The sequence below is a fragment of the Nonomuraea sp. NPDC047529 genome, assembly GCF_040642995.1.
Classification (GTDB): Bacteria; Actinomycetota; Actinomycetes; order Streptosporangiales; family Streptosporangiaceae; genus Nonomuraea.
Genome location: NZ_JBEYTJ010000016.1, coordinates 24027 through 42814 on the forward strand (window position 1 = coordinate 24027; position 18788 = coordinate 42814).

General features: G+C 71.6%; 17 protein-coding genes. 7 read left to right on the forward strand and 10 right to left on the reverse strand.

Annotation, left to right across the window (positions count from 1 at the left end):
* Positions 1-22: 22 nt before the first annotated feature.
* Together ABZ815_RS24820 and ABZ815_RS24825 are read left to right on the forward strand one after the other, a co-directional pair.
* Positions 23-1072 (forward strand): serine hydrolase domain-containing protein, encoded by a 1050-nt coding sequence (locus tag ABZ815_RS24820; RefSeq protein WP_357701711.1) that lies wholly within the window; start codon positions 23-25, stop codon positions 1070-1072.
* Between the two features lie 163 nt (positions 1073-1235).
* Positions 1236-1544, forward strand: coding sequence for a hypothetical protein (locus ABZ815_RS24825; protein ID WP_357701713.1), 309 nt, complete (start codon positions 1236-1238; stop codon positions 1542-1544).
* Positions 1545-1589: 45 nt separating this feature from the next.
* Here the strand turns inward: ABZ815_RS24825 and ABZ815_RS24830 are convergent, their stop codons facing one another.
* The 7 genes from ABZ815_RS24830 to ABZ815_RS24860 all read right to left on the reverse strand — a co-directional run bounded on the left by ABZ815_RS24830 (position 1590) and on the right by ABZ815_RS24860 (position 9213).
* Positions 1590-2396: a carbohydrate ABC transporter permease gene (locus tag ABZ815_RS24830; protein ID WP_357701715.1), complete on the reverse strand. Its 807-nt coding sequence runs from the start codon at positions 2394-2396 to the stop codon at positions 1590-1592.
* The gene (locus ABZ815_RS24835) at positions 2393-3250 is read right to left on the reverse strand and encodes a sugar ABC transporter permease (RefSeq protein WP_357701717.1); all 858 of its coding nucleotides are present in this window, start codon (positions 3248-3250) and stop codon (positions 2393-2395) included. Before ABZ815_RS24835 ends, ABZ815_RS24830 begins: the two co-directional genes overlap by 4 nt.
* A complete protein-coding gene (locus ABZ815_RS24840) occupies positions 3247-4482 on the reverse strand; it encodes an extracellular solute-binding protein (protein ID WP_357701719.1) in 1236 nt (411 codons plus the stop codon). The genes ABZ815_RS24835 and ABZ815_RS24840 overlap by 4 nt, the downstream gene beginning before the upstream one ends.
* Positions 4476-5576 (reverse strand): protein O-GlcNAcase, encoded by a 1101-nt coding sequence (locus ABZ815_RS24845; RefSeq protein WP_357701721.1) that lies wholly within the window; start codon positions 5574-5576, stop codon positions 4476-4478. Before ABZ815_RS24845 ends, ABZ815_RS24840 begins: the two co-directional genes overlap by 7 nt.
* A gap of 174 nt (positions 5577-5750) precedes the next feature.
* Entirely contained in the window at positions 5751-6761 is a 1011-nt protein-coding gene (locus tag ABZ815_RS24850) for a BadF/BadG/BcrA/BcrD ATPase family protein (protein WP_357701723.1), read from the reverse strand.
* A complete protein-coding gene (locus ABZ815_RS24855) occupies positions 6758-7981 on the reverse strand; it encodes a 6-phospho-beta-glucosidase (protein WP_357701724.1) in 1224 nt (407 codons plus the stop codon). Before ABZ815_RS24855 ends, ABZ815_RS24850 begins: the two co-directional genes overlap by 4 nt.
* On the reverse strand, positions 7978-9213 hold the full coding sequence (locus tag ABZ815_RS24860) for an ROK family transcriptional regulator (RefSeq protein WP_357701726.1): 1236 nt from the start codon (positions 9211-9213) through the stop codon (positions 7978-7980). Before ABZ815_RS24860 ends, ABZ815_RS24855 begins: the two co-directional genes overlap by 4 nt.
* Positions 9214-9299: 86 nt before the next feature.
* Between ABZ815_RS24860 and ABZ815_RS24865 the strand changes: the two genes are divergently transcribed.
* On the forward strand, positions 9300-11630 hold the full coding sequence (locus ABZ815_RS24865; protein ID WP_357701728.1) for a hypothetical protein: 2331 nt from the start codon (positions 9300-9302) through the stop codon (positions 11628-11630).
* Positions 11631-11839: 209 nt separating this feature from the next.
* On the opposite strand, the gene ABZ815_RS24870 is transcribed toward ABZ815_RS24865, so the two are convergent.
* On the reverse strand, positions 11840-12289 hold the full coding sequence (locus ABZ815_RS24870; RefSeq protein ID WP_357701730.1) for a VOC family protein: 450 nt from the start codon (positions 12287-12289) through the stop codon (positions 11840-11842).
* A 240-nt stretch (positions 12290-12529) separates the two neighbouring features.
* Positions 12530-13468: a LysR family transcriptional regulator gene (locus ABZ815_RS24875; protein WP_357701732.1), complete on the reverse strand. Its 939-nt coding sequence runs from the start codon at positions 13466-13468 to the stop codon at positions 12530-12532.
* A 113-nt stretch (positions 13469-13581) separates the two neighbouring features.
* Here ABZ815_RS24875 and ABZ815_RS24880 point away from each other — a divergent pair, with 113 nt between their 5' ends.
* The 4 genes from ABZ815_RS24880 (at position 13582) to ABZ815_RS24895 (ending at position 16801) form a co-directional block, all read left to right on the forward strand.
* On the forward strand, positions 13582-14499 hold the full coding sequence (locus ABZ815_RS24880; protein ID WP_357701734.1) for an NAD(P)H-binding protein: 918 nt from the start codon (positions 13582-13584) through the stop codon (positions 14497-14499).
* Positions 14489-14854: a darcynin family protein gene (locus ABZ815_RS24885; RefSeq protein WP_357701736.1), complete on the forward strand. Its 366-nt coding sequence runs from the start codon at positions 14489-14491 to the stop codon at positions 14852-14854. The genes ABZ815_RS24880 and ABZ815_RS24885 overlap by 11 nt, the downstream gene beginning before the upstream one ends.
* A 106-nt stretch (positions 14855-14960) precedes the next feature.
* Complete coding sequence (locus ABZ815_RS24890; RefSeq protein ID WP_357701738.1) at positions 14961-15554, forward strand: helix-turn-helix domain-containing protein; 594 nt, start codon at positions 14961-14963, stop codon at positions 15552-15554.
* 56 nt (positions 15555-15610) lie between these two features.
* Complete coding sequence (locus ABZ815_RS24895) at positions 15611-16801, forward strand: MFS transporter (RefSeq protein ID WP_357701740.1); 1191 nt, start codon at positions 15611-15613, stop codon at positions 16799-16801.
* Between the two features lie 23 nt (positions 16802-16824).
* Here ABZ815_RS24895 and ABZ815_RS24900 read toward each other — a convergent pair whose 3' ends face one another.
* Positions 16825-18720 carry a hypothetical protein gene (locus ABZ815_RS24900; RefSeq protein WP_357701742.1) on the reverse strand — a complete coding sequence of 632 codons (1896 nt, stop codon included), beginning with the start codon at positions 18718-18720 and terminating at the stop codon, positions 16825-16827.
* Positions 18721-18788 lie beyond the last annotated feature (68 nt).

Sequence of the window (18788 nt, forward strand, 5' to 3'; positions counted from 1 at the left end):
ACCCACTGAGGAGATGTCCCCGATGCGTAAGTACTTTGCCGCCGCAGCCGCCGCAGCCGTTCTGGTCGGCGCGGCCTCGCCCGCCATGGCCGCCTCCGGCCGGAGCGCGCAGCGGGAGATCGACCGGCTGACCCGGCAGGACGGCCTGGCCGGAGCCGTGGTCTCCGTGCGCGAACGCGACGGCCGCACGACCACCTGGACCTCCGGCACCGCCGAGCGCGGCACCGGCGGGCCGATGGTCGGCGGCGACGGGCGTTTCCGCGCGGCCAGTGTGACCAAGCCGGTGATCGCCGTGACGGTGATGCGCTTGGTCGCCGACGGCAAGGTGAACCTGGACGAACAGGTCGAGCACTACCTGCCCGGCTCGCTGCGCGGCGCCCGCGTCACCGTCCGCCAGTTGCTCCAGCACACCAGTGGCCTGCCCGAGTACTTCGACCTGGTCGACTGGACCAAGCCCGCCACCCCCGCCGATCACCTCGCGCTCGCCCTCACCCGCCCCCTCACCGGCAGGCCGGGCGGTCATTGGTCCTACTCCAACACCAACTACCTGGTCGCAGGCATGATCATCGAGATGGTGACCGGCAAGGACTTCCGCCGGGTGACCGAAGAGGGAGTCCTCAAGGGGCTGCCGGGCACGTACTGGCCCAAGCAGGGCGAGCTCGACCTCCGCGGGCGGCACGCCCACACCTACGGCATCGACCCCACCTCCCCCGGAAAGGGCGAGACGGACATGACCCGGCTTCCGGGCCACGCCTTCGGCGCCGGCGGCGGCCTGGTCTCCACGCCTGAGGACCTCAACCGGTTCTGGCAGGCCGTCCCCGAGCGCACGCTGCGCGGCATGCTCACGGGCGCGGTCCCCGCCTCCGACCCCAAGGGCAGCCGGTACGGGCTCGGCGTGTACACGTACCCGCTGAGCTGCGGGCCGGTCTGGATGCACGACGGCGGGCTGCCGGGAGTCCGCGTGCTCAGCGGCCGTGACCGCAAGGGCCGGGCCGCCACCGTCTACGTCACCGGCACCCCGAAGGACGACAAGCACCTGTTCGCCGCCCTCGACGCCGCCCTGTGCCAGTAGCCCACGCCTCGCCCGCCGCCGGGCCGACTCGTGGGGGACGGGGGGCGGGGCGTCCCGTCGGCTCGAATTTTGCGCCCGGAGGGATAGGGCTTCATGGCTCGACACGAACAGTAGTGGATCAAATACTCAAAGCGACAAAGTTCTGGGTGAAGGGAGTCCCCTCATGCCAACCGCCCGCATCGCCTCCGGTCAGACCACCCCCGGACAGGGATGGCAGCCCTACGGTCCCAACGGCATCTACATCGACGTCGACACCTCATCCGCGCACTTCACCGGCCGTCCCGTCTACGTCACCTCCATCGGCAGCACCGGCGGCAACCAGTGGAACCTGGTCGGCCCCAGCGCCGTCTACGACGCCACCGCCACCAAGTTCCGCGTGTACGTGCAGTGGCGGGACGCCTCACCGCTCTCCCCGGCCGCCGCGCAGCAGTTCGGCTGGTTCATCCAGTGGATCGGCTACGACAACCCCTGACCCGCGGCCCGTACGGCCGGCACGCCCGGCCGTACGGGTACCCGTCTACTTGAGGCTCCCCGCCGTGATCCCGCTCACCACCTGGCGGTTGAACACCACGTACACGGCGATCATCGGCAGCGTGATGATCGACAGGGCCGAGAACAGCAGCCCGTAGTCGGTGACGTACCGGTTGGAGAAGGCCAGCAGGCCGGTCGGGATGGTCTTGAGCGAGTCGTCCTGGATGTAGAGCAGGGCCAGCAGGAACTCGTTCCAGCACGACAGCGCCGAGAACACCGCCACCGTGGCCAGCCCGGGCCGCAGCAACGGCAGCGCGATCAGCAGGTAGACCCGCAGGTCGGAGGCGCCGTCGATGTGCGCGGCCTCGAACAGCTCGCGCGGCAGCGCGTCCAGGTAGACCTTGATCAGGTACGTGGCCAGCGGCAACCCCATGGCCGTGTACGGAATGATCAACGCCCACCGGGTGTCGCTCAGCGCCAGCTCGGTGAACATCGTGCTCTGGGCGATGAAGTACGACTGCAGCGGCAGCAGCAGCCCGAGCGCCAGCAGGCCCATGAGCAGCCCGCGCCCGCGGAACTCGAAGCGGCTGAACGCGAACGCCGCCGCCGACGACAACGCCAGGATCAGCAGCACCGACACCGAGGTCACGATCACGCTGTTGAGCGCGTACCCGCCGATGCCGCCGACCTCCCACGCCTCGGCCCAGCGGCCGAAGTCCAGCGCCTCGGGCAGGGCGAACGGGTCGGCGAAGATCTGCGCGTTGGACTTGAAGCTGGAGGCGACCATCCACAACAACGGCAGGAAGAACGCCGCCGACACCACGGCCAGCAGCACGGTCGAGAGCCTTCTCATCGGGCCGTCCTCCTGCGCAGGCGCATGAAGACCAGCCCGATGAGCACGACGGCCGCGGTCATCAGCACCGCCATGGCGGAGCCGTACCCGACCTCGCCGTCGCGGAAGACCACGCGGGTCAGGTAGGTGGTGGGGATCTCCGTCGCGTTGTACGGCCCGCCGCCCGTCATGACGTAGAACAGGTCGAACGTCTGGAAACCGCCCGTGACGCAGAGCAGCAGGCAGACCTCGACCGCGTCCCTGATCATCGGCACCTTGATGCGGCGGAAGATGGCCAGCTCGCCGGCGCCGTCGAGGCGGGCGGCCTCGACCACGTCCGACGGGATCTGGGCGAAGGCCGCGTAGAAGATCGCCATGTAGAACCCGGCGTACACCCAGCCGGAGACCGCGCAGACGGCCGGCAGCGCGGTGCCCTCGTCGCCCAGCCAGACCTTGCCCGGCAGGCCGACGACGTCAAGGAGGGCGTTGACCAGGCCGAAGTCGGCGTTGTAGACGAACGCCCACAACACGGCCACGACCACCATCGGCAGCATCACCGGCGTGAACAGCGCCACGCGGAACCAGGGGGCCCCGCCGCGCCGGGTGACCAGCAGCCCGGCCAGGACGAGCCCGACCGCGACCTCCAGAACGATGGTGACAAGGATGTAGACACCGACATGAACAAACGAGTCCAGAAATATCGTGTCCTGGGCTGCTCTGAGGAAATTGTCGAAGCCGACGAACGTCATCGGCCCGAAACCGGTCCACTCGGTCAGGCTGAACGCCCCGGTCGCCAGCGCGGGCGCGAGCACCGCGAAGCCGAACACCAGCAGCGCCGGGGCGGCGAACAGGTACGGCGTGAGCTTGCGTCTCATCCCGCGACGGCCAGCGCTTCCTTGGGAGACTTCGCCCCGCCGAGCACCGCCGCCAGAGCACGGTAGAGCGCGTCGGCGCGCTTGAGGTCGTAGCCGGTGTCCGGCGGCGAGACCACAGTCCTGGCGTCGGCCAGCAGGTCGTTGAGCCGGGTGCTGCGCGCGTCCACCTGCTCGGCGCCCTCCGCCCTGGCCTGGGGCACGGTGCCCGCCTTGACGAACGCGGCGGCGTTGGCCGGGGAGTTCAGCAGCGCCAGGAACTCGGCCGACTCCTTGACCTTCGCGCTCCTGGCGTTGATCACGTAGCCGGTGACGACGCCGATCACGCTCTCCTGGTCACCGGCGCCGCCGGTCATCGCCGGCAGGTTGACGTAGTCGAACTCCAGCTTGGGCGCCTCGTCCAGGGCCCAGCTGACCAGCCACGAACCGATCGGGTGCATGGCGGCCTTGCCCTGGAAGAACAGCTGCGCGCCCTCGTTGTCGTTGGCCGCGTTGGCGCTCTTGTTCACGCACCGGTGGTCGCGGAGCTGGGCCACGTAGCCGAGCGCGTGTTCCCAGTCGGGGTTGGACATGGGGGCCTTGCCCGACAGCACGTCCTGGTAGGACTGCTCGCCGACGACCCGGGAGACAAGGTGGGACAGCCAGTTGCCGGCGGCCCACAGGTCCTTGTTGCCCGAGGCGATCGGGGTGACGCCCTTGGCGTTGAGCGTGTCGCAGGCCGTGAGGAGTTCCTCGAACGTCTTGGGCGGCTGCACCCCGGCGTCGGCCAGGATCTTGGTGTTGTACCAGAGGACGTTGGTCACGTCGGCCGCGAAGGGCACCATGACCGTCTTGCCGTCGATGGTGGTGCGCTTGTATGCCTCGTCCGGGATGAGGCCCTTGAGGGGGCCAGCGGTGACCTGGGGGGAGATGTCGGCCGCGAAGCCGTCCTTGACCCGGGTGCGCAGCCGGTCGCCCGCCCACTCGAAGTAGATGTCGGGCGCCTGCCGGCCGTTGAGCAGGTTCTGCAGGCCGATGCTCTGGTAGAGGTCGTCCTCCTGGAAGTTGAGCTCGACCTTGGCGCCCGGGTGCGCCTTCTCGTACTGGGCCGCGACGTCCTTCCACACCTTGATCTGCTCCTCGCCCGGGGAGCTCATCGCGATCCGTAACACCTTGTCGGTGGCCGGGCTCTGCCCGCCGCCGCAGGCCGACACCAGCAGCATCAGGGCGAGCGCCCCGGCCGTCCTGTTCACCATGGGAACTCCTCAAGACAGTCGCCGAACACCCGCTTGCGGGCGGGGCGACGGGGGTGCGGTCGTAAGTCGTGACGAGCGGCGGCCAGCAGCGCCTGCGCGCCCCGCTCGAACTCCTCCAGCCAGGGCCGGGCCTCCTCCACCGGCCCGCGCAGCAGGTGCCCGGCCGCGTCGTGCGGTTCCAGGCAGGAGCCGCGCACGTTGTCGGCGAAGATCCGGTAGGCGGCCAGGTCCTGGCCGTCGCCGACGACGTCGGCCAGGGCCCGCTCCCAGCTCTCCTGCGGGTCGTAGCCCTCCGGGTCGCGCAGGTAGTCGGCGACCGTGGCGAAGGCGATCTTCGAGGATTCGTAGAGCTCCATGCCGTTGGCCACGACGCCGGTCGCGAACCGGTACAGGTGCCTGTCCCTGCCCTGGTACGGCCCCACGTGCAGCTCGTGGCTCATCGCGACGTCGTTGACCGGGTAGTTGTCCCAGTAGAGCGGGGCCCTGTTCAGCGTGCGGGTGACGGCGGCGGCGTCGGCCAGGTCGATGGTGGGGGAGCAGATGCTCCGGCCGGTCCAGAACAGGTCGATCCGGGCGTCGATCAGGCCCAGGGCCCGCAGGTAGGGGTGGTCGCCGGTTCCGCAGTAGACGGTGGGGCAGACCGTCAGCCGTCCGGTGCGCGCGAAGACGGCGTCGATGAGCGCGACCTGGGCCTGCGCGAGGTCGTCGAAGGCGGCGACGTCCCGGGGGTGCCGCAGCCGCATGGGGATGTCGTCGAGCAGCAGCCCCACCCCGGCGGCCCCGGCCTCCATGGCCTGCTCGAACGCCACGCACAGGGCCTGGACGTCCTTGCCGTCGGAGTAGCGCAGCGACAGGCCGGGGGAGAGACAGTGGACGACGTCGACGCCCGCCTGCCTGTCGCGTGCGGCCAGCTCGGCGAGCCCCTGGACGCCGGCTTCCCGCCAGGAGGGCCGGTCGGCCTTCGGCGCGTACACGTAGGTGTTCATGCCTCGCGCGCCGAGGAAGCCGAGCAGGTCGAGCCGCTGCTCGTGACTCCATGGACGCCCGTAGAACCCTTCGATGACTCCACGGACGGCAAAGCCGGCTGACTTCATGAAGACAGTAAAGAGTCTTTATTTCATCTAGGCAAGAGTCTTTACCAGAACTCTCAAAAATCGGAACGACAGGGCAGCCGGCATGAAGTCTGCCTAGGGAGGCGATCGCCTGGGCATAGCCGTGCGAAACACCCAGGCCACCACGTTCTACACCAAACTCTGCGTCAACCGGGCTCAAGCACGAGGTGCCGACGGCCGCCGGCCGGCGAACCCGGCCCTGAGCCGCCGTTCCACCGCCTCGGACGTCCCCCCGAGGCGGTCCAGCCCGTGCAGCGCCGACCCCACGATCGGCGGCGCGTCCAGCACCCGGACGTCCACGCCGGGCAGCCCCTCGCCGATCCGGGCCATCAACCGGGCGTCCCGGCCGGTCAGCACCCCGCCCCCCAGCACGACGGGCACGCCCACCTCGCCCCAGTCCAGCCGCGCGATCGCCGCGGCGGCCCAGGCGGCGACCTCGTCGCCCAGCCGCTCGACCAGCGAGACGGCGACGGCGTCCCCGCGTCCGGCGACCTCGAACAGCACCGGCACCAGCTCGTGCAGCCGTTCCTCGGGCAGGTGCCCGAGGTGGAAGCCCACGCACACCGAGGCGACGTCCGCCAGGCCGTACCACCTGGCGACCTCCTCGCGCAGGAGGGTGCGCGGGCCGCGGCCGTCCTCGTCGCGCACGGCCCACCACAGCACCTCCTCGCCCAGCCACTCCCCGCCGCCCCAGTCGCCCGAGCGCCGTCCCAGCGCCGGCCACCGCGCGACCTGCCCGTCGGGGCCGCGCGCGACGCAGTTCATCCCCCCGCCGCACACGACCGCCACGCCGTACGGCACGTCCGCGCCCGCGCGCAAAATCGCGAAGGTGTCGTTGTCCACGGTGACCTCGGGGGCCCAGTCCCGCGCTTCGACGGCCGCCTGCAGGAGCTCCTGCTCGATCGGCAGATCACAGTGCGCCAGGAAGGCCGACACCCGTCGCGCCACGTACCCGGGCCCGGCGCCGTCCGAGGGGCTTCGGCCCGCCTCGCGCACGGCCGCCGCCACGAGGTCGGCGAGCAGGTCGATCGCGGCGGGAAGTTTCGGGCCGTGCGGCTGGAAACCGCCGCCGCGAACCCAGGCGAGCAGCTCGCCCGAGCCGCCGACCAGCGCCACGTCGGTCTTGCTGTTGCCCGCGTCGATCGCCAGGACCGCGGGTGCGGTCATGAGGCCCAAGCCTGGTGGGCCGCGAGCAGGCGGTCGGCGAGCCCCTGCGCCAGGTCGTACTGCCCGACCAGCGGATGCGCCAGCAACGCCGCCTCCACATGCGCCCGATCAGGGCGGGCCGCGGCCCGTACGGCCAGCTCCTCGTACGCGCTGACGTGCGCGATCAGCCCGGCCTGCAAGGGCTCCACCTCGGGCACGGCGAGCGGCACGGCCCCGGCGCGGGTGATCCGCGACGGCGCCTCGATCACCGCGGACGCCGGCAGGAAGGGCAGGGTCCCGTCATTGCGGACGTTGACCACCTGGACGTCCCCCCGGTCGGCGAGCAGCGAGGAGAGCAGGTCGACCGCGGCCGTCGAGTAGTGCGCGCCGCCGCGCTGCTCCAGGAGCTTCGGCTTGTCGTCCAGCGACGGGTACATCGCCAACAGTCGCCGCTCCAGCTCCAGCACCTCCTGCGCCCGCGTCGGGCGTCCGCGCTGCTCGGCCACCACCTGGTCGTGCGCGTAGTAGAAGCGCAGGTAGTAGGAGGGCACGACGCCCAGAGCGGTGATCAGCTCGGCGGGCAGCTCGCACTCCCCGGCCAGCTCGGCGACGTGCCGCTCGATCAGCCCGGGAAGCACGTCGACCCCGTCCACCCACGCTGACCGCTCCCACGACAGGTGATTGAGCCCGACATGTCCCAGCGTGAGCTTCGACGGCTCGCATCCGTGCAGCCGCGCGAAGAGCCGCTGGAACCCGATGGCCACGTTGCACAGCCCGACGGCGCGGTGTCCGGCGTCGAGCAGGGCGCGGGTGACGAGGCCGACGGGGTTCGTGAAGTCGATCAGCCAGGCGTCGGGGGCGAGGACGCGGACCCGTTCGGCGATGCGGAGCACCTCGGGAATGGTCCGCAGGGCCTTGGCCAGGCCGCCCGCTCCCGTGGTCTCCTGGCCGACGCAGCCGCACTCCAGCGGCCAGGTCTCGTCGCCGTGCCGCGCGCGTTGCCCGCCGACCCGTAATTGCAGCAGCACGGCGTCGGCGCCCTCGACGGCGTCGTCGAGGTTCGTGGTGAGCCTGACGCGTCCCGCCCTGTCGCGCAGCATCCGGGAGGCGAGGCCGCCGACGATGTCGAGGCGTTCCCGGTCGGGATCCATGAGGACGAGCTCGTCGAGCTCCAGCTCGGCCAGCCCGCCGGCGAGCTCGGGCGTGTACGTGGAGCCGCCCCCGATGACCGTGACCTTCATCGCCCCTCCGCCCCTGAACCTGTGGTGGCGGACTTGGCCGTCCCGGCGGCCTTCGCCGTAGCGGAGATCTTGGCGGCGGCCGAGATGCGCCGGGTGGCGACCGACTCCCTGAGCAGGCGGGTGCCGTGTGCCAGGCCGCCGGTCAGCACGGGGGCGTTGCCGAGCGCCGAGATCCCGACGTCGGGCGGATGCCGAAGCATGCCCGCCAGCGCGGCGTTGATCTGCGGCAGGATGCTCTCGCAGGCCAGCCCGATGCCACCGCCGAGCACGACCAGCTCGACGTCGACGACCCGCGAGATGGTGGCGATCCGCAACGCGATCCGCCGGGCCTCCTCGGCGACGATGGCCGAGGCCAGTCCGTCTCCCTGGGAGGCGGCGGCGAAGATGGCCTCCGGCGTGGCGTCGAGCCGCAGCACGGTGTCCCCGTCGCGCAGGCTCGTGGCGATCCACGCGCGGGCGAGGTTCATGAGGGCGTCCCCGGAGGGGCTGTCGGGCAGCTCGTCCTCGCCGGGGGCCGGATCGTCGACCTCGCCCGCCGCCCCACGGTGACCCCGATGCGCCCGATCGCCCAGGATCAGCCCGGCCCCGACGCCGGCGCCGATGGAGAGGAACGCGAAGTCGGCGACCCCCCGCCCGGCCCCGAGCGCGTGCTCGCCGATGACCGCCAGGTTGGCGTCGGTCTCGACCTCGGCGGGCACGCCCAGCGCGTCCTCCAGCCCGGCCCGGATCGCCATGCCCTCCAGCGCGGGCCGGTTGCTCTGCCGGATGACGCCTTCCTCGGGATCGACGACACCCGGCACCCCGGCCGCGACCAGCTCGATCCCCCCACCCGTGTCAGGGGCCAAAGCGTCGCGCACGGCCACGGCGGCGCGCAGGATCGTCGCCGGACGGGAGTCGTCGATGCGTTCGTCGTGCCTGGCCAGCATCGTGCCGCTCAGGTCGCACAGCGCGCCGCGGACGAAACGGGTGCCGATGTCCAGGGCCAGGACGTGGGCCAACGAGTGCACCGGCTCGAAGTAGACCGCGCCGTAGTGCATCTCGCCCGGCGGTTGGGCCTGGCGGACCAGGCCGGCGGACACGAGGAGGTCGAGGGCGTTGGCCACCGTCGGCTTGGTCATGCCGGTGCGGCGGCTCACCTCGGCCCGCGAGATCGGCGGGTCGGCCCGGATGGCCTCCAGGACCACGGAGGCGTTGATCTCGCGCAGGGTGGTGAGCGTCGCATGCTGGGACATGACGTGAATTCTAGTAAAGACTCTTGCCCGAATGCAATAAAGACTCTTTACTGTATCTCGCAGCCCCCTCATCCGGAGGAACCCTCATGGCACGACTCCACAACCTCCTGCTCGCGGCGACCGTCGCGCTCTCCCTGGGACCGGCCGCCGCGGCCGTGCCCGCCGAGGCCGCCACGGTCGTCGACCCCTTCGTCCTCCAGGTCGGCGCGACGCTGCCCGCCCTGTCAGGCAAGATCGCCGCACTCGCCGCCGGCCCCGGCGGAGTGATCGCCGCCGCCCACGACAAGGGCCTGGCCCTGTACGCCTCGGGCGCCTGGACCTCCCTGTCGGCCACGGCCGCCTACAAGGTCGTCTGGCGCGGCGACGACCTCGTCGCCCTCACCGCCGACGGCCTGCTGACGATCAGGAACGCGGCCAAGGACTCCGCCCGGAAGGCGGGGGAGGGCGAGCCGGCCGACGCCGCCAAGGGAGGGGCCGATCGGCTTCCGTCCGGGGTCGACCCGGCCACGGCCCTGCTGGTCGGCGGTGACGACCTGATCCTCGTCCAGGGCGACCGCCTCTACCGCAAGGGCCCCGGCGGCTCGTGGCGTCCCGACCGGCTCCCGGGTCAGGCCACCGCCGTGGCCCGCGCCGAGTCCGGTGCCGTCGCCGTCGCCACCGCCACCGCCGTCTTCGAGCAGACCGGCCGGTCGTGGACCCAGATCTCGCCCGCCGTCGGCACCACCCACCTGGCCTACGACTCCAAGGGCCGCCTCTGGCTGGCCGGCGCCACCGGCCTCGGGCTCAGGGACGGCGCCACCGTCAAGCAGTACGGTCCCGCCGAAGGTCTGCCCATGCTCGGCTTCACCGCGATCGCCCCCGGCGCCGGCGGCGACGTCTGGCTCGGCACGGCCAAGGGCGCCGTGCACTTCGACGGCACCACCTGGGAGTACCGCCAGGGACGCCGCTGGCTGCCGGACGACGCGGTCGCCGCCATCGCCGTGGACGCCGACGCCAACGCCTACTTCGGCACCGCCACGGCCGCCGGAGTCATCGAGGCCCGCCGTACGACGCTGGAGGAGAAGGCGGCCGTCTACGAGCAGGCCATCCAGACCAGGCACAAGCGCACCCCGTACGGCTTCGTCGAGGGCATCGGGCTGGCCAGGCCCGGCGATCTGACCCAGTACGGCCAGGGCGCCAGCGACAACGACGGCCTCTGGACGGGCATGTACGGCGCGGCCGAAGTGTTCAAATACGCCGCCACCAAGGACGCCACGGCCAAGACCAACGCGCGCAAGGCGTTCGAGGCCCTGAAGTTCCTCGGGGACGTCACCCAGAGCGGCACCAACCCGGCGCCCAAGGGCTTCATCGCCCGCACGATCCTGGAGACCACGGCCACCGACCCCAACATCAAGGACAACGAGCAGCACGACCGCGACAAGCAGAAGGGCGACGCGTACTGGAAGATCCTGGTCCCGCGCTGGCCCAAGAGCGGCGACGGCAAGTGGTTCTGGAAGACCGACGCCAGCTCCGACGAGCTGGTGGGCCACTACTTCCTCTACGCGCTCTACTACGACCTGGTCGCGACCGGGGCGGAGAAGGACGAGGTCGCGGGCGTCGTCACCCGGCTCACCGACCACCTGATCGACCACGACTTCTCCCTGACCGACCATGACGGCAGGCCCACCCGCTGGGGCTTCTTCAACCCGGAGGAGCTCAACGGCAACCCGTGGCGGCGGGAGGAACGCGGCCTCAACAGCCAGACGATCATCACCTTCCTCACCATCGCCGAGCATGTCGCGAAAAATCCGGAAAAGTACGCCAAGGCCAAGGCCAAACTCATCGACGAGAACGGCTACGACCTGAACACCCAGCAGCCCAAGGTCACCGCGGGAGTCGGGGGCGGCAACCAGTCCGACGACGAGATGGCCTTCATGAACTACTACCACCTGCTCCGCTACGAGCAGGACGCCGGCCTCAAGGCCACCTGGGCCCGCTCCCTCTACGACTACTGGCAGTTGGAGCAGTACGAGCTCAACCCGTTCTTCAACTTCATCGCCGGCCTCACCCTGAAGGACCAGGTCTGGACCGACGCCTACGGCCCGTTCCCGCTGGAGATGAACGGACCCTGGCTCCAGCAGTCGATCGACACCCTCAAGCGCTTCCCGATCAACATGATCGACTGGAAGCAGAGCAACAGCCGGCGCCTCGACGTCGTCAACCTCAACCAGCACATCCGCCCGGACGCCGACCCGAAGAAGCTCGGCATGCTCCGCAGCGGCACCGTGCTGCCGATCGACGAGCGGGTGATCAGCCACTGGAACCACGACCCGTACAAGCTGGACCAGGGCGGCGACGGGTACGGCGAGAACGACGGAACCTCGTACCTGCTGCCGTACTGGATGGGCCGCTACCACGAGTTCATCGCCGAGAAGTGACCTCCGGCAGCCCGCCGGCGACCTCCCCGGGACGCGCGCCGAAACCCTCGTGATCCCGGGGAACCCCGTCGCGACGCCCCTCCGCCTGCCGGTCGGCACCTGACCCCGACCGGCAGGCGCCCCTCCGACACCCCCGACCACGGCGGTCGCGATGCTCTCGACCTCCGCGTGGCCCGGCCGAGGAGGCCCTGGCAGGCCGCGACGGACCGTCAGCCGAGTTGCTGGGCCAGGCCGACGATGATGCCCTCGGGGCCTCGGACGTAGCAGAGCCGGTAGCTGTCCTCGAACTGCTCCAGCGTCCCGACGAGTTCGGCGCCGTGGGGACGCAGCCGGGCGATGACGTCCTCGATGTCGTCCACGGCGAACATGACGCGCCGAATGCCCAGGGTGTTCACCGGCGCCACCTCCGGCTCGGCGCTGATCGCCTTCGGCGTGTGGAACCTCGCCAGCTCGATGCCGCCGCCCCCACCCGGGATCCGCAACATCGCGATCTCCTGCCGGACCCCGCTGAGCCCGATGATGCGCTCCGCCTGCTCCGCCCAACCTCCCTCGACCGGACCCCTGCCCTCCAGCTCCATGCCGAGCTCGACGAAGAACGCGATCGCGGCGTCAAGGTCGTCCACGACGATGAGGACGTTGTCCATCCGCTGAACCGTCATGCTGCATCTCCTCCATCACACACCCAGCCCGTGACCACGGGCATCCCCGGGACGGATCCGGCACCGCATTCTCGACACCCGTGCCCCGGCTCCCGTCCGCGATCATCCCTGCCCGAACACGCCCACCTTGCCCCTCTGAGCGGTCACCCAACAGATGCAGATGTCATCGCCTTGTCCCCGTCCGACGCGTACCTGATCGCGAACGACCGCGTTACCGAGAGCGCGGAGCTGCGTCGGTGGCTAAGGCTCCCGGGGGGTGCGGAGGACTTGGCGGACCGCGTCGCGTAGCCACTGGTGGGCGCCGTCGGCGGTGTGGCGGGGGTGCCAGGCCATGCCGATCGTCAATGGTGGCAGCGGGAGCGGGATCTCCAGCAGGCGCAGGCCGAGCGCGTGGGCCGCGTCGCCGAGGGGGGAAGGGGGCTCGCCCGGCAGCGCGGTCGGGACCAGGCACACCACGTCGCCGACCGCGGCCAGCGCCATCGCCGCCAGGTGTCCGGGCAGGACGGCGCTGACCCGGCGGCTGAGCCCCTGCTCGGACAGGGCCACGTCCAGCGGGCCGGTGAAGCGTCCCCGGCGGCTGACCGCCACGTGCTCGGCGGCGGCCAGCCTGGCGGGCGTCAAGGGGCCCTCGGTGAGCGGGTGCCCGGCCCTGACGCCGGCCGCCATCCGCAGCGTGACCAGCTCCTCGACCCGGGTCTCCGGGTCGACGTGGTCGATCGCCCCGAGCTCCAGATCGATCCGGCCCTCGCGCAGCGCGGGGCCGGCTTCCCACTCCTCGGCCAGCACCCGCAGCGCGTCCCCCGGCGCCTGGCGCCGGGCCAGCCCGAGCAGCCCCGGCGCCAGCGCCGCGCCGACCAGGTCCGAGGCCTGGACGGTGAAGGTGCGCCGCAGTGCGGCGGGGTCGATCCGGCCGCTCGGGGTGAGCAGCGCCTCCAGCCGGCGTACGACCGCGGCGGCCTCGTCCCGCAGCGCCTCGGCGCGGGGGGTGGGCACCATCGTCTGTCCTGCCCGTACCAGCAGCGGGTCCTGGAGCACCCGGCGCAGCCGGGCCAGGGTACGGCTCATCGCCGCGGGGGACGTACGCAGCCGCGCGGCGGCACGCGTGACGCTCTGCTCGGTCAGCAGGGCGTCGAGGGCGACGGCGAGGTTGGCGTCGAGGTTCGGGATCGGGCTGCTCACCGGCGTTATTCCGTTTCGGGCAATGATTGCTTGCTGATGTTCCCATTGTGGCAACACGAGGCGGGTCGGCACGATCTGGGGACCGAACCGATCCGACAGACCGCGAGGTTCTCATGATCGTCATTACCGCCCCCACCGGGAACATCGGCCGGCGACTGCTGTCACTGCTGGTCGAGGCCGCGCCCGCACACGGAGAGGAGTTGCGCGTCGTGGTCCGCGATCCTGCCCGGCTCCCCGAGGCCGTGCGCGGGCGCGTCGAGGTGGTCACCGGCTCGCACGGTGACGCCGCGACCGCCGACCGTGCCTTCGCCGGGGCCGACGCCGTCTTCTGGCTGGTGCCGCCGGACTCCTCGGCCACGCCGGAGGAGGCGTTCAGCGGCTTCACCCGTCCGGCCGCGCGCGCGTTCGCCGCCCACGGCGTCGGCCACGTCGTGGGCATCTCGGCGCTCGGCCGCGGCACCCCGCAGGCCGACCGGGCCGGGCTGGTCACCGCCTCCCTGGCCATGGACGACCTGATCGCCGGCTCCGGCGTCGCCTACCGCGCGCTGGCCAGCCCGTCCTTCTTCGAGAACCTGCTGGAGGAGGCCGGCTCGATCCGCGAGCACGGCGTCTTCACCGACACCGTCGCCGCGGACCGTCCGGCCCCGCTGGTGGCCGTGGCCGACCTCGCCGCGGCGGCGGCCGGGCTGCTGCTGGACCGGTCCTGGACCGGCGTCGGCAGTGTTCCGGTGCTCGGCCCGCAGGACCTGTCGCCCGGCGACCTGGCCCGCATCATGACCGAGCAACTGGGGCGTCCGGTCCGCTACCGGCGGCAGCCGCTCGACGAACTGCGGTCCACCCTGCTCGGTTACGGCCTCAACGAGGCGTTCGTCGAGGGCGTCGTCGACATGAAGCGCGCCAAGGACCAGGGCCTGGACGCGGACGTCGCCCGTTCGCCGCGGGCGGGCCGGGCCACCGGATTCGCGCAGTGGTGCGCGGAGACCCTCAAGCCCGCCGTTCTCGCCGCCCCGGAGGCCGTCGATGCCCGCTGACCGGACCGAACCCGCGGTCACCGCGTTCATGCTGGTCAAGACCACGCCCGAGTGGCTGGCGATGACGGTGGCCGAACGCGTCGAGGCCTTCACCACCCAGGTCGTCCCGGTGATCGAGGCCCGCACCCGCGGCGTCCGCTCCCGGTTCTACGACACGGAGTTCTACTCGGCGCGGGTCACCGACGTCTGGGTCTGGGAGGCGGACGACCACGACGCCTACCGGCTGCTGATCGACGCCTTGCGCGAGACCCCCTTCTGGGACCGCTACTTCGACGTCGTGGACCTGCTCGTGGGCACCGAGAACGGCTACGCCCGCATCTACGACGTGGACCCGGTGGCCACCCTCGCCACCTGACGCTGCTCCCTGACCGGCCGGTGCCCCCTTCACCCTGGGGGAGCACCGGCCCGGCCGCATGAAGCCCGTATTGCATCAACCGATGCAAAACCGGTAGCGTGCTCGTATGGCAAGGCCGCGATCATTCGATGAGGACCAGGCCCTGGACACCGCGATGCGCACGTTCTGGGCGAACGGCTACGAGTCCACCTCGACCAGAGACCTGTGCGAGGCGCTCGGCCTTGACCGCAGCAGCGTGTACAACGCCTTCACCAACAAACGCGAGCTGTTCAAGCGCGCACTGACCCGCTACATGGACGCCACCACCGCCGACCAGCTCCGCATCCTCGACGACCCCGAACTCCCGGCGATCGACCGCGTTCGCGCCCTGTTCGCCAAGATCCTCCGGACGGAGGCGGAGAACCGGCGTGACGGTCACGGCCTCGGCTGCCTGACCGTCAACACCACGATGGAGCTCGCCGCCCGCGACCCGGAGATCAGCCTGATGCTCGCCCGCGACGCCGAGCGCCGGCTCGTCAGCCTGGGCACGGCCATCAGGAGCGGGCAGCGCGACGGCGACATCGGCTCCACCCGCGATCCCGCCGAGCTGGCCAGGTTCCTCAACGCCGTCATCGCCGGGATCCGGGTGGCCGCCCAGGGCGGCGCCGACGACGCCGCCATCGCCGCCATCGCCGCCACGGCCATGGACGCCCTGGCCTGACCCCGGCTTTTTTCATGCCTGAATTCTGCACCGATTGATGCAAAAAGGAGTCCCCCTTGCCCAGAGCCGTCTACGTCCTGGCCATAGGCATCTTCGCCATGGTGACCAGCGAGTTCGCCGTCGGAGGACTGATGCCCGAGATGGCGGGCGGACTCGGCGTGACCATCTCCCAGGTCGGCTATCTGATCACCGCGTTCGCGGTGGCCATGGCGGCGGGCGGGCCGCTGATGACCGTCGCGCTGGTACGGATACGCCCGAAGCCCGCGCTCCTGCTGCTGTTCGCCGTCTTCCTGGCGGGCAACGTGCTCGCGGCCGTCGCGCCCTCGTATGCGGTCATGACGGTCGCGCGGGTCGTCACCGGCGTCGCCTCCCAGGCGTTCTTCGGGGTCGCCATCTCGGTGGCGGTCCAGCTGAGCCGTCCAGAGGTACGCGGCCGCGCCCTCGCCGTCGTCCTGAACGGGTTGATGCTCGGCACCCTGCTCGGGCTGCCGCTGTCCACGTTCATCGGCGGGCAGCTCGGCTGGCGGGCCGCCTTCTGGGCCGTCGGCGCCCTGACCGTCGTCGCCGCGATCGCCACCACGGCGGGCGTTCCCGGGCTCGGGCGCGCGGACGGCGGCAGCGACTTCAGGCGGGAGCTGGCCGTCTTCAGGAACGGCCGGCTGTGGCTGGCGCTGTCGACCAGCACCTTCATCATCGGCGCGACCTTCGCCGCCTTCAGCTACCTCAGCCCGATCCTCACCCAGGTCACCGGCTTCACCTCGCGCGCCGTTCCCCTCCTGCTCGTCGCGTACGGCGCGGCCACCGTGATCGGCAACTACGTCGTCGGACGCCTGGCCGACAAGCACACCATCGGCGTCCTGTGGTCCGGCCTGGCCCTCAACACGGTCTTCCTGGCCGGGTTCGCGCTGTTCGCCCACCTCGGCGTCCCGGCGGTGGTCGCCATGCTGGGCGTCGGGCTGGTCGGAGTGACCATGAACCCGGCGATGGCCGTACGCGTCCAGCGCGTCGGCAATCCGGGGCCGCTGGTCAACACCGTGCACGCCTCCTTCATCACCCTCGGGGTGATCATCGGTTCCTCGGTCGGCGGGCTGGTCATCGACGGCTTCGGGCTGCGGGCTCCCCTCTGGCTGGGCGTCGGGCTGGCCGTGCTGGGGATGGTGTCCCTCCTGCCCGAACTCGGCCGTACCAGGACGAAGCCGTCGGCGACGAGCCTCCCTCAGGAGCCCGTCGAATCCGCCACCCACTGACGCCGCCGCCCGCACGCAGGAGGTCAGCCGCGCGAGCGGTGCACGACCTTCTCCGCCGAGCGGCCGGGATGGACGACGATCAGGTGCTCCTCCAGTGGCGCGTCCGGGTCGCTCTCGTCCCACGGCATCGTGCGGGCGTAGACGCGCATGCGGTAGTGGCCCGGACCGGCGACGGCCAGGTTCGGCAGCGGTCCGGCCGCCCCGCCGTCGCCGCCCTCGGGGTAGGCCGGCACGACCAGGCGGCCGCTGCGGCTGGCGATGCCCACCTCGACGACCGCGTCCCAGCCGGCGAGCCGGAGCGGCGGGGCGCTGTCGAACGCCTTGACCGTCAGGCACATCGCGGCGTTCTCCTCCGCGGTCACGATGGCGGCTCCGCTGCCCACCGCGTCGATGAGCCCGTCCTCGACGGCGTCGAAGATGTCGGCGAACTCGCGGCCGCCGCCGTAGATGTCCCCGGGCTCGCCCGCGCTGTCGTCGCGGTCGTCGAAGACGGCGTAGCCGCCCCCCTCGGACAACATGTACGCGGCCGTGCCCTGCCGCCCGGCCCGCACCTTGGGCCACGGGTCGGCGCACCGGGCGTTCGCCGCGGCCTTCCACCTGGACATCTCCCGGTCGCGTTCGGCCTGACGGCGGTCGGCGTCGGCGTTCTGCCGGGCGACGATGCCGGGGCACAGATACTCCAGGGCCGTGGCCAGCTCGACGGAGTCCGCCGTGCCGCCCGTCCGTCTGTGCAGCGCGTGCCGTTCCTGGACGTCTGGCAGCGCGCAAAGCCGCGCACCGTGGGCGAGGACGCGCTGGTCGGCCAGGTCCTCGGGGAACATCGCGGCCGCGGCGAAGGTCTCGCCCCTGGCCAGGCAGAGGAACGACCGCCGCCGCTCCTCGGCCCCGAGGGCGGCCGCGGGACGGAGCCGGCCGCGGCAGCCGTCGTCGGCGGCCGTGTAGGTGAGCCGGGCGTCCCTCTCCGCGCCGACGACCGCCGTCGGCAGCACGAACACGACCGCGGCGGCGGCGAGCCACCGGTACGTGCGCCCGGTTCCGGACGCCTGAACGCCGGCAACGGGCGCGGCGGCGAGTTCGTGCGCGGTGCGCGCCGCCCACACGACGGCCAGCCCGTCGAGCGCCTGTACGGCGAGCGACAGACCGTCGAACGACATGCGTCCGGCCTGCAACAGCCCGTAGACCTCCGGGACGAGCAGGGCGGTCCAGCCGGCGGCGACCGTGGTGACGCCGAACCGCTGGTCGCGCCCCTGCCCGGCCAGGATCATCGCCTTGCAGCCGACGGTCGCCAGCGCCGGCAGCAGCAGCGCCTGCAGCACCGGGAGTTCGGCGAACGGCCGCAGCGCCCCGGCCAGGACCCCGGCCAGGCCCCCGGTCAGGGCGAGCCCGAGGGTGAGGACCCGGAACCGGACCGACACCCCGGTGAGCGCGCGCACCAGCAGGACCACGGTGGCGGTCCACACGGCCCAGCTCGCGACGGACTTCGCGACGTCGGACAGGCCATCCAGAAGCTCCCAGAGCAGCAGATCGCCGGCCACGTCCACATAGAGCAGGCGTCGCAACCACACCACATCGCGCGGCAAGGTCGCGGCGCGCGGCGTGGCGGGGCCGCGCAGGATCTGCCACAGCGCCCACATGTTGAACGCGCAGATCGTCGCGAGCAGGAGCCGGTCCCCGTCGCCCCACGGCCGCGGATGCGCCGTCGCGACGACGGTGAACCACCTCCCGCCGTCGTACCAGGCGGCGACAGCGGCGGCGGTCAGATAGAGCGCGACGGCGGCGGCGGCCGGACGTCCGAAACGGTGGTGGGCGACGGCGGCCCGGAGGAAGGCGACGATGCGGATGATCTTAGCGGGAGCGCTCGGGGACTCGGTATCCGCGCGGTGACCGAGGGACGTGGAAGTGCCGTCTTCCGTCGTCACGGGCGGTGCCCGACGATGCCGTCAGTCACCAGAAAGAACCGGCAGGCACTCGCGGAACCGCCGGAGAA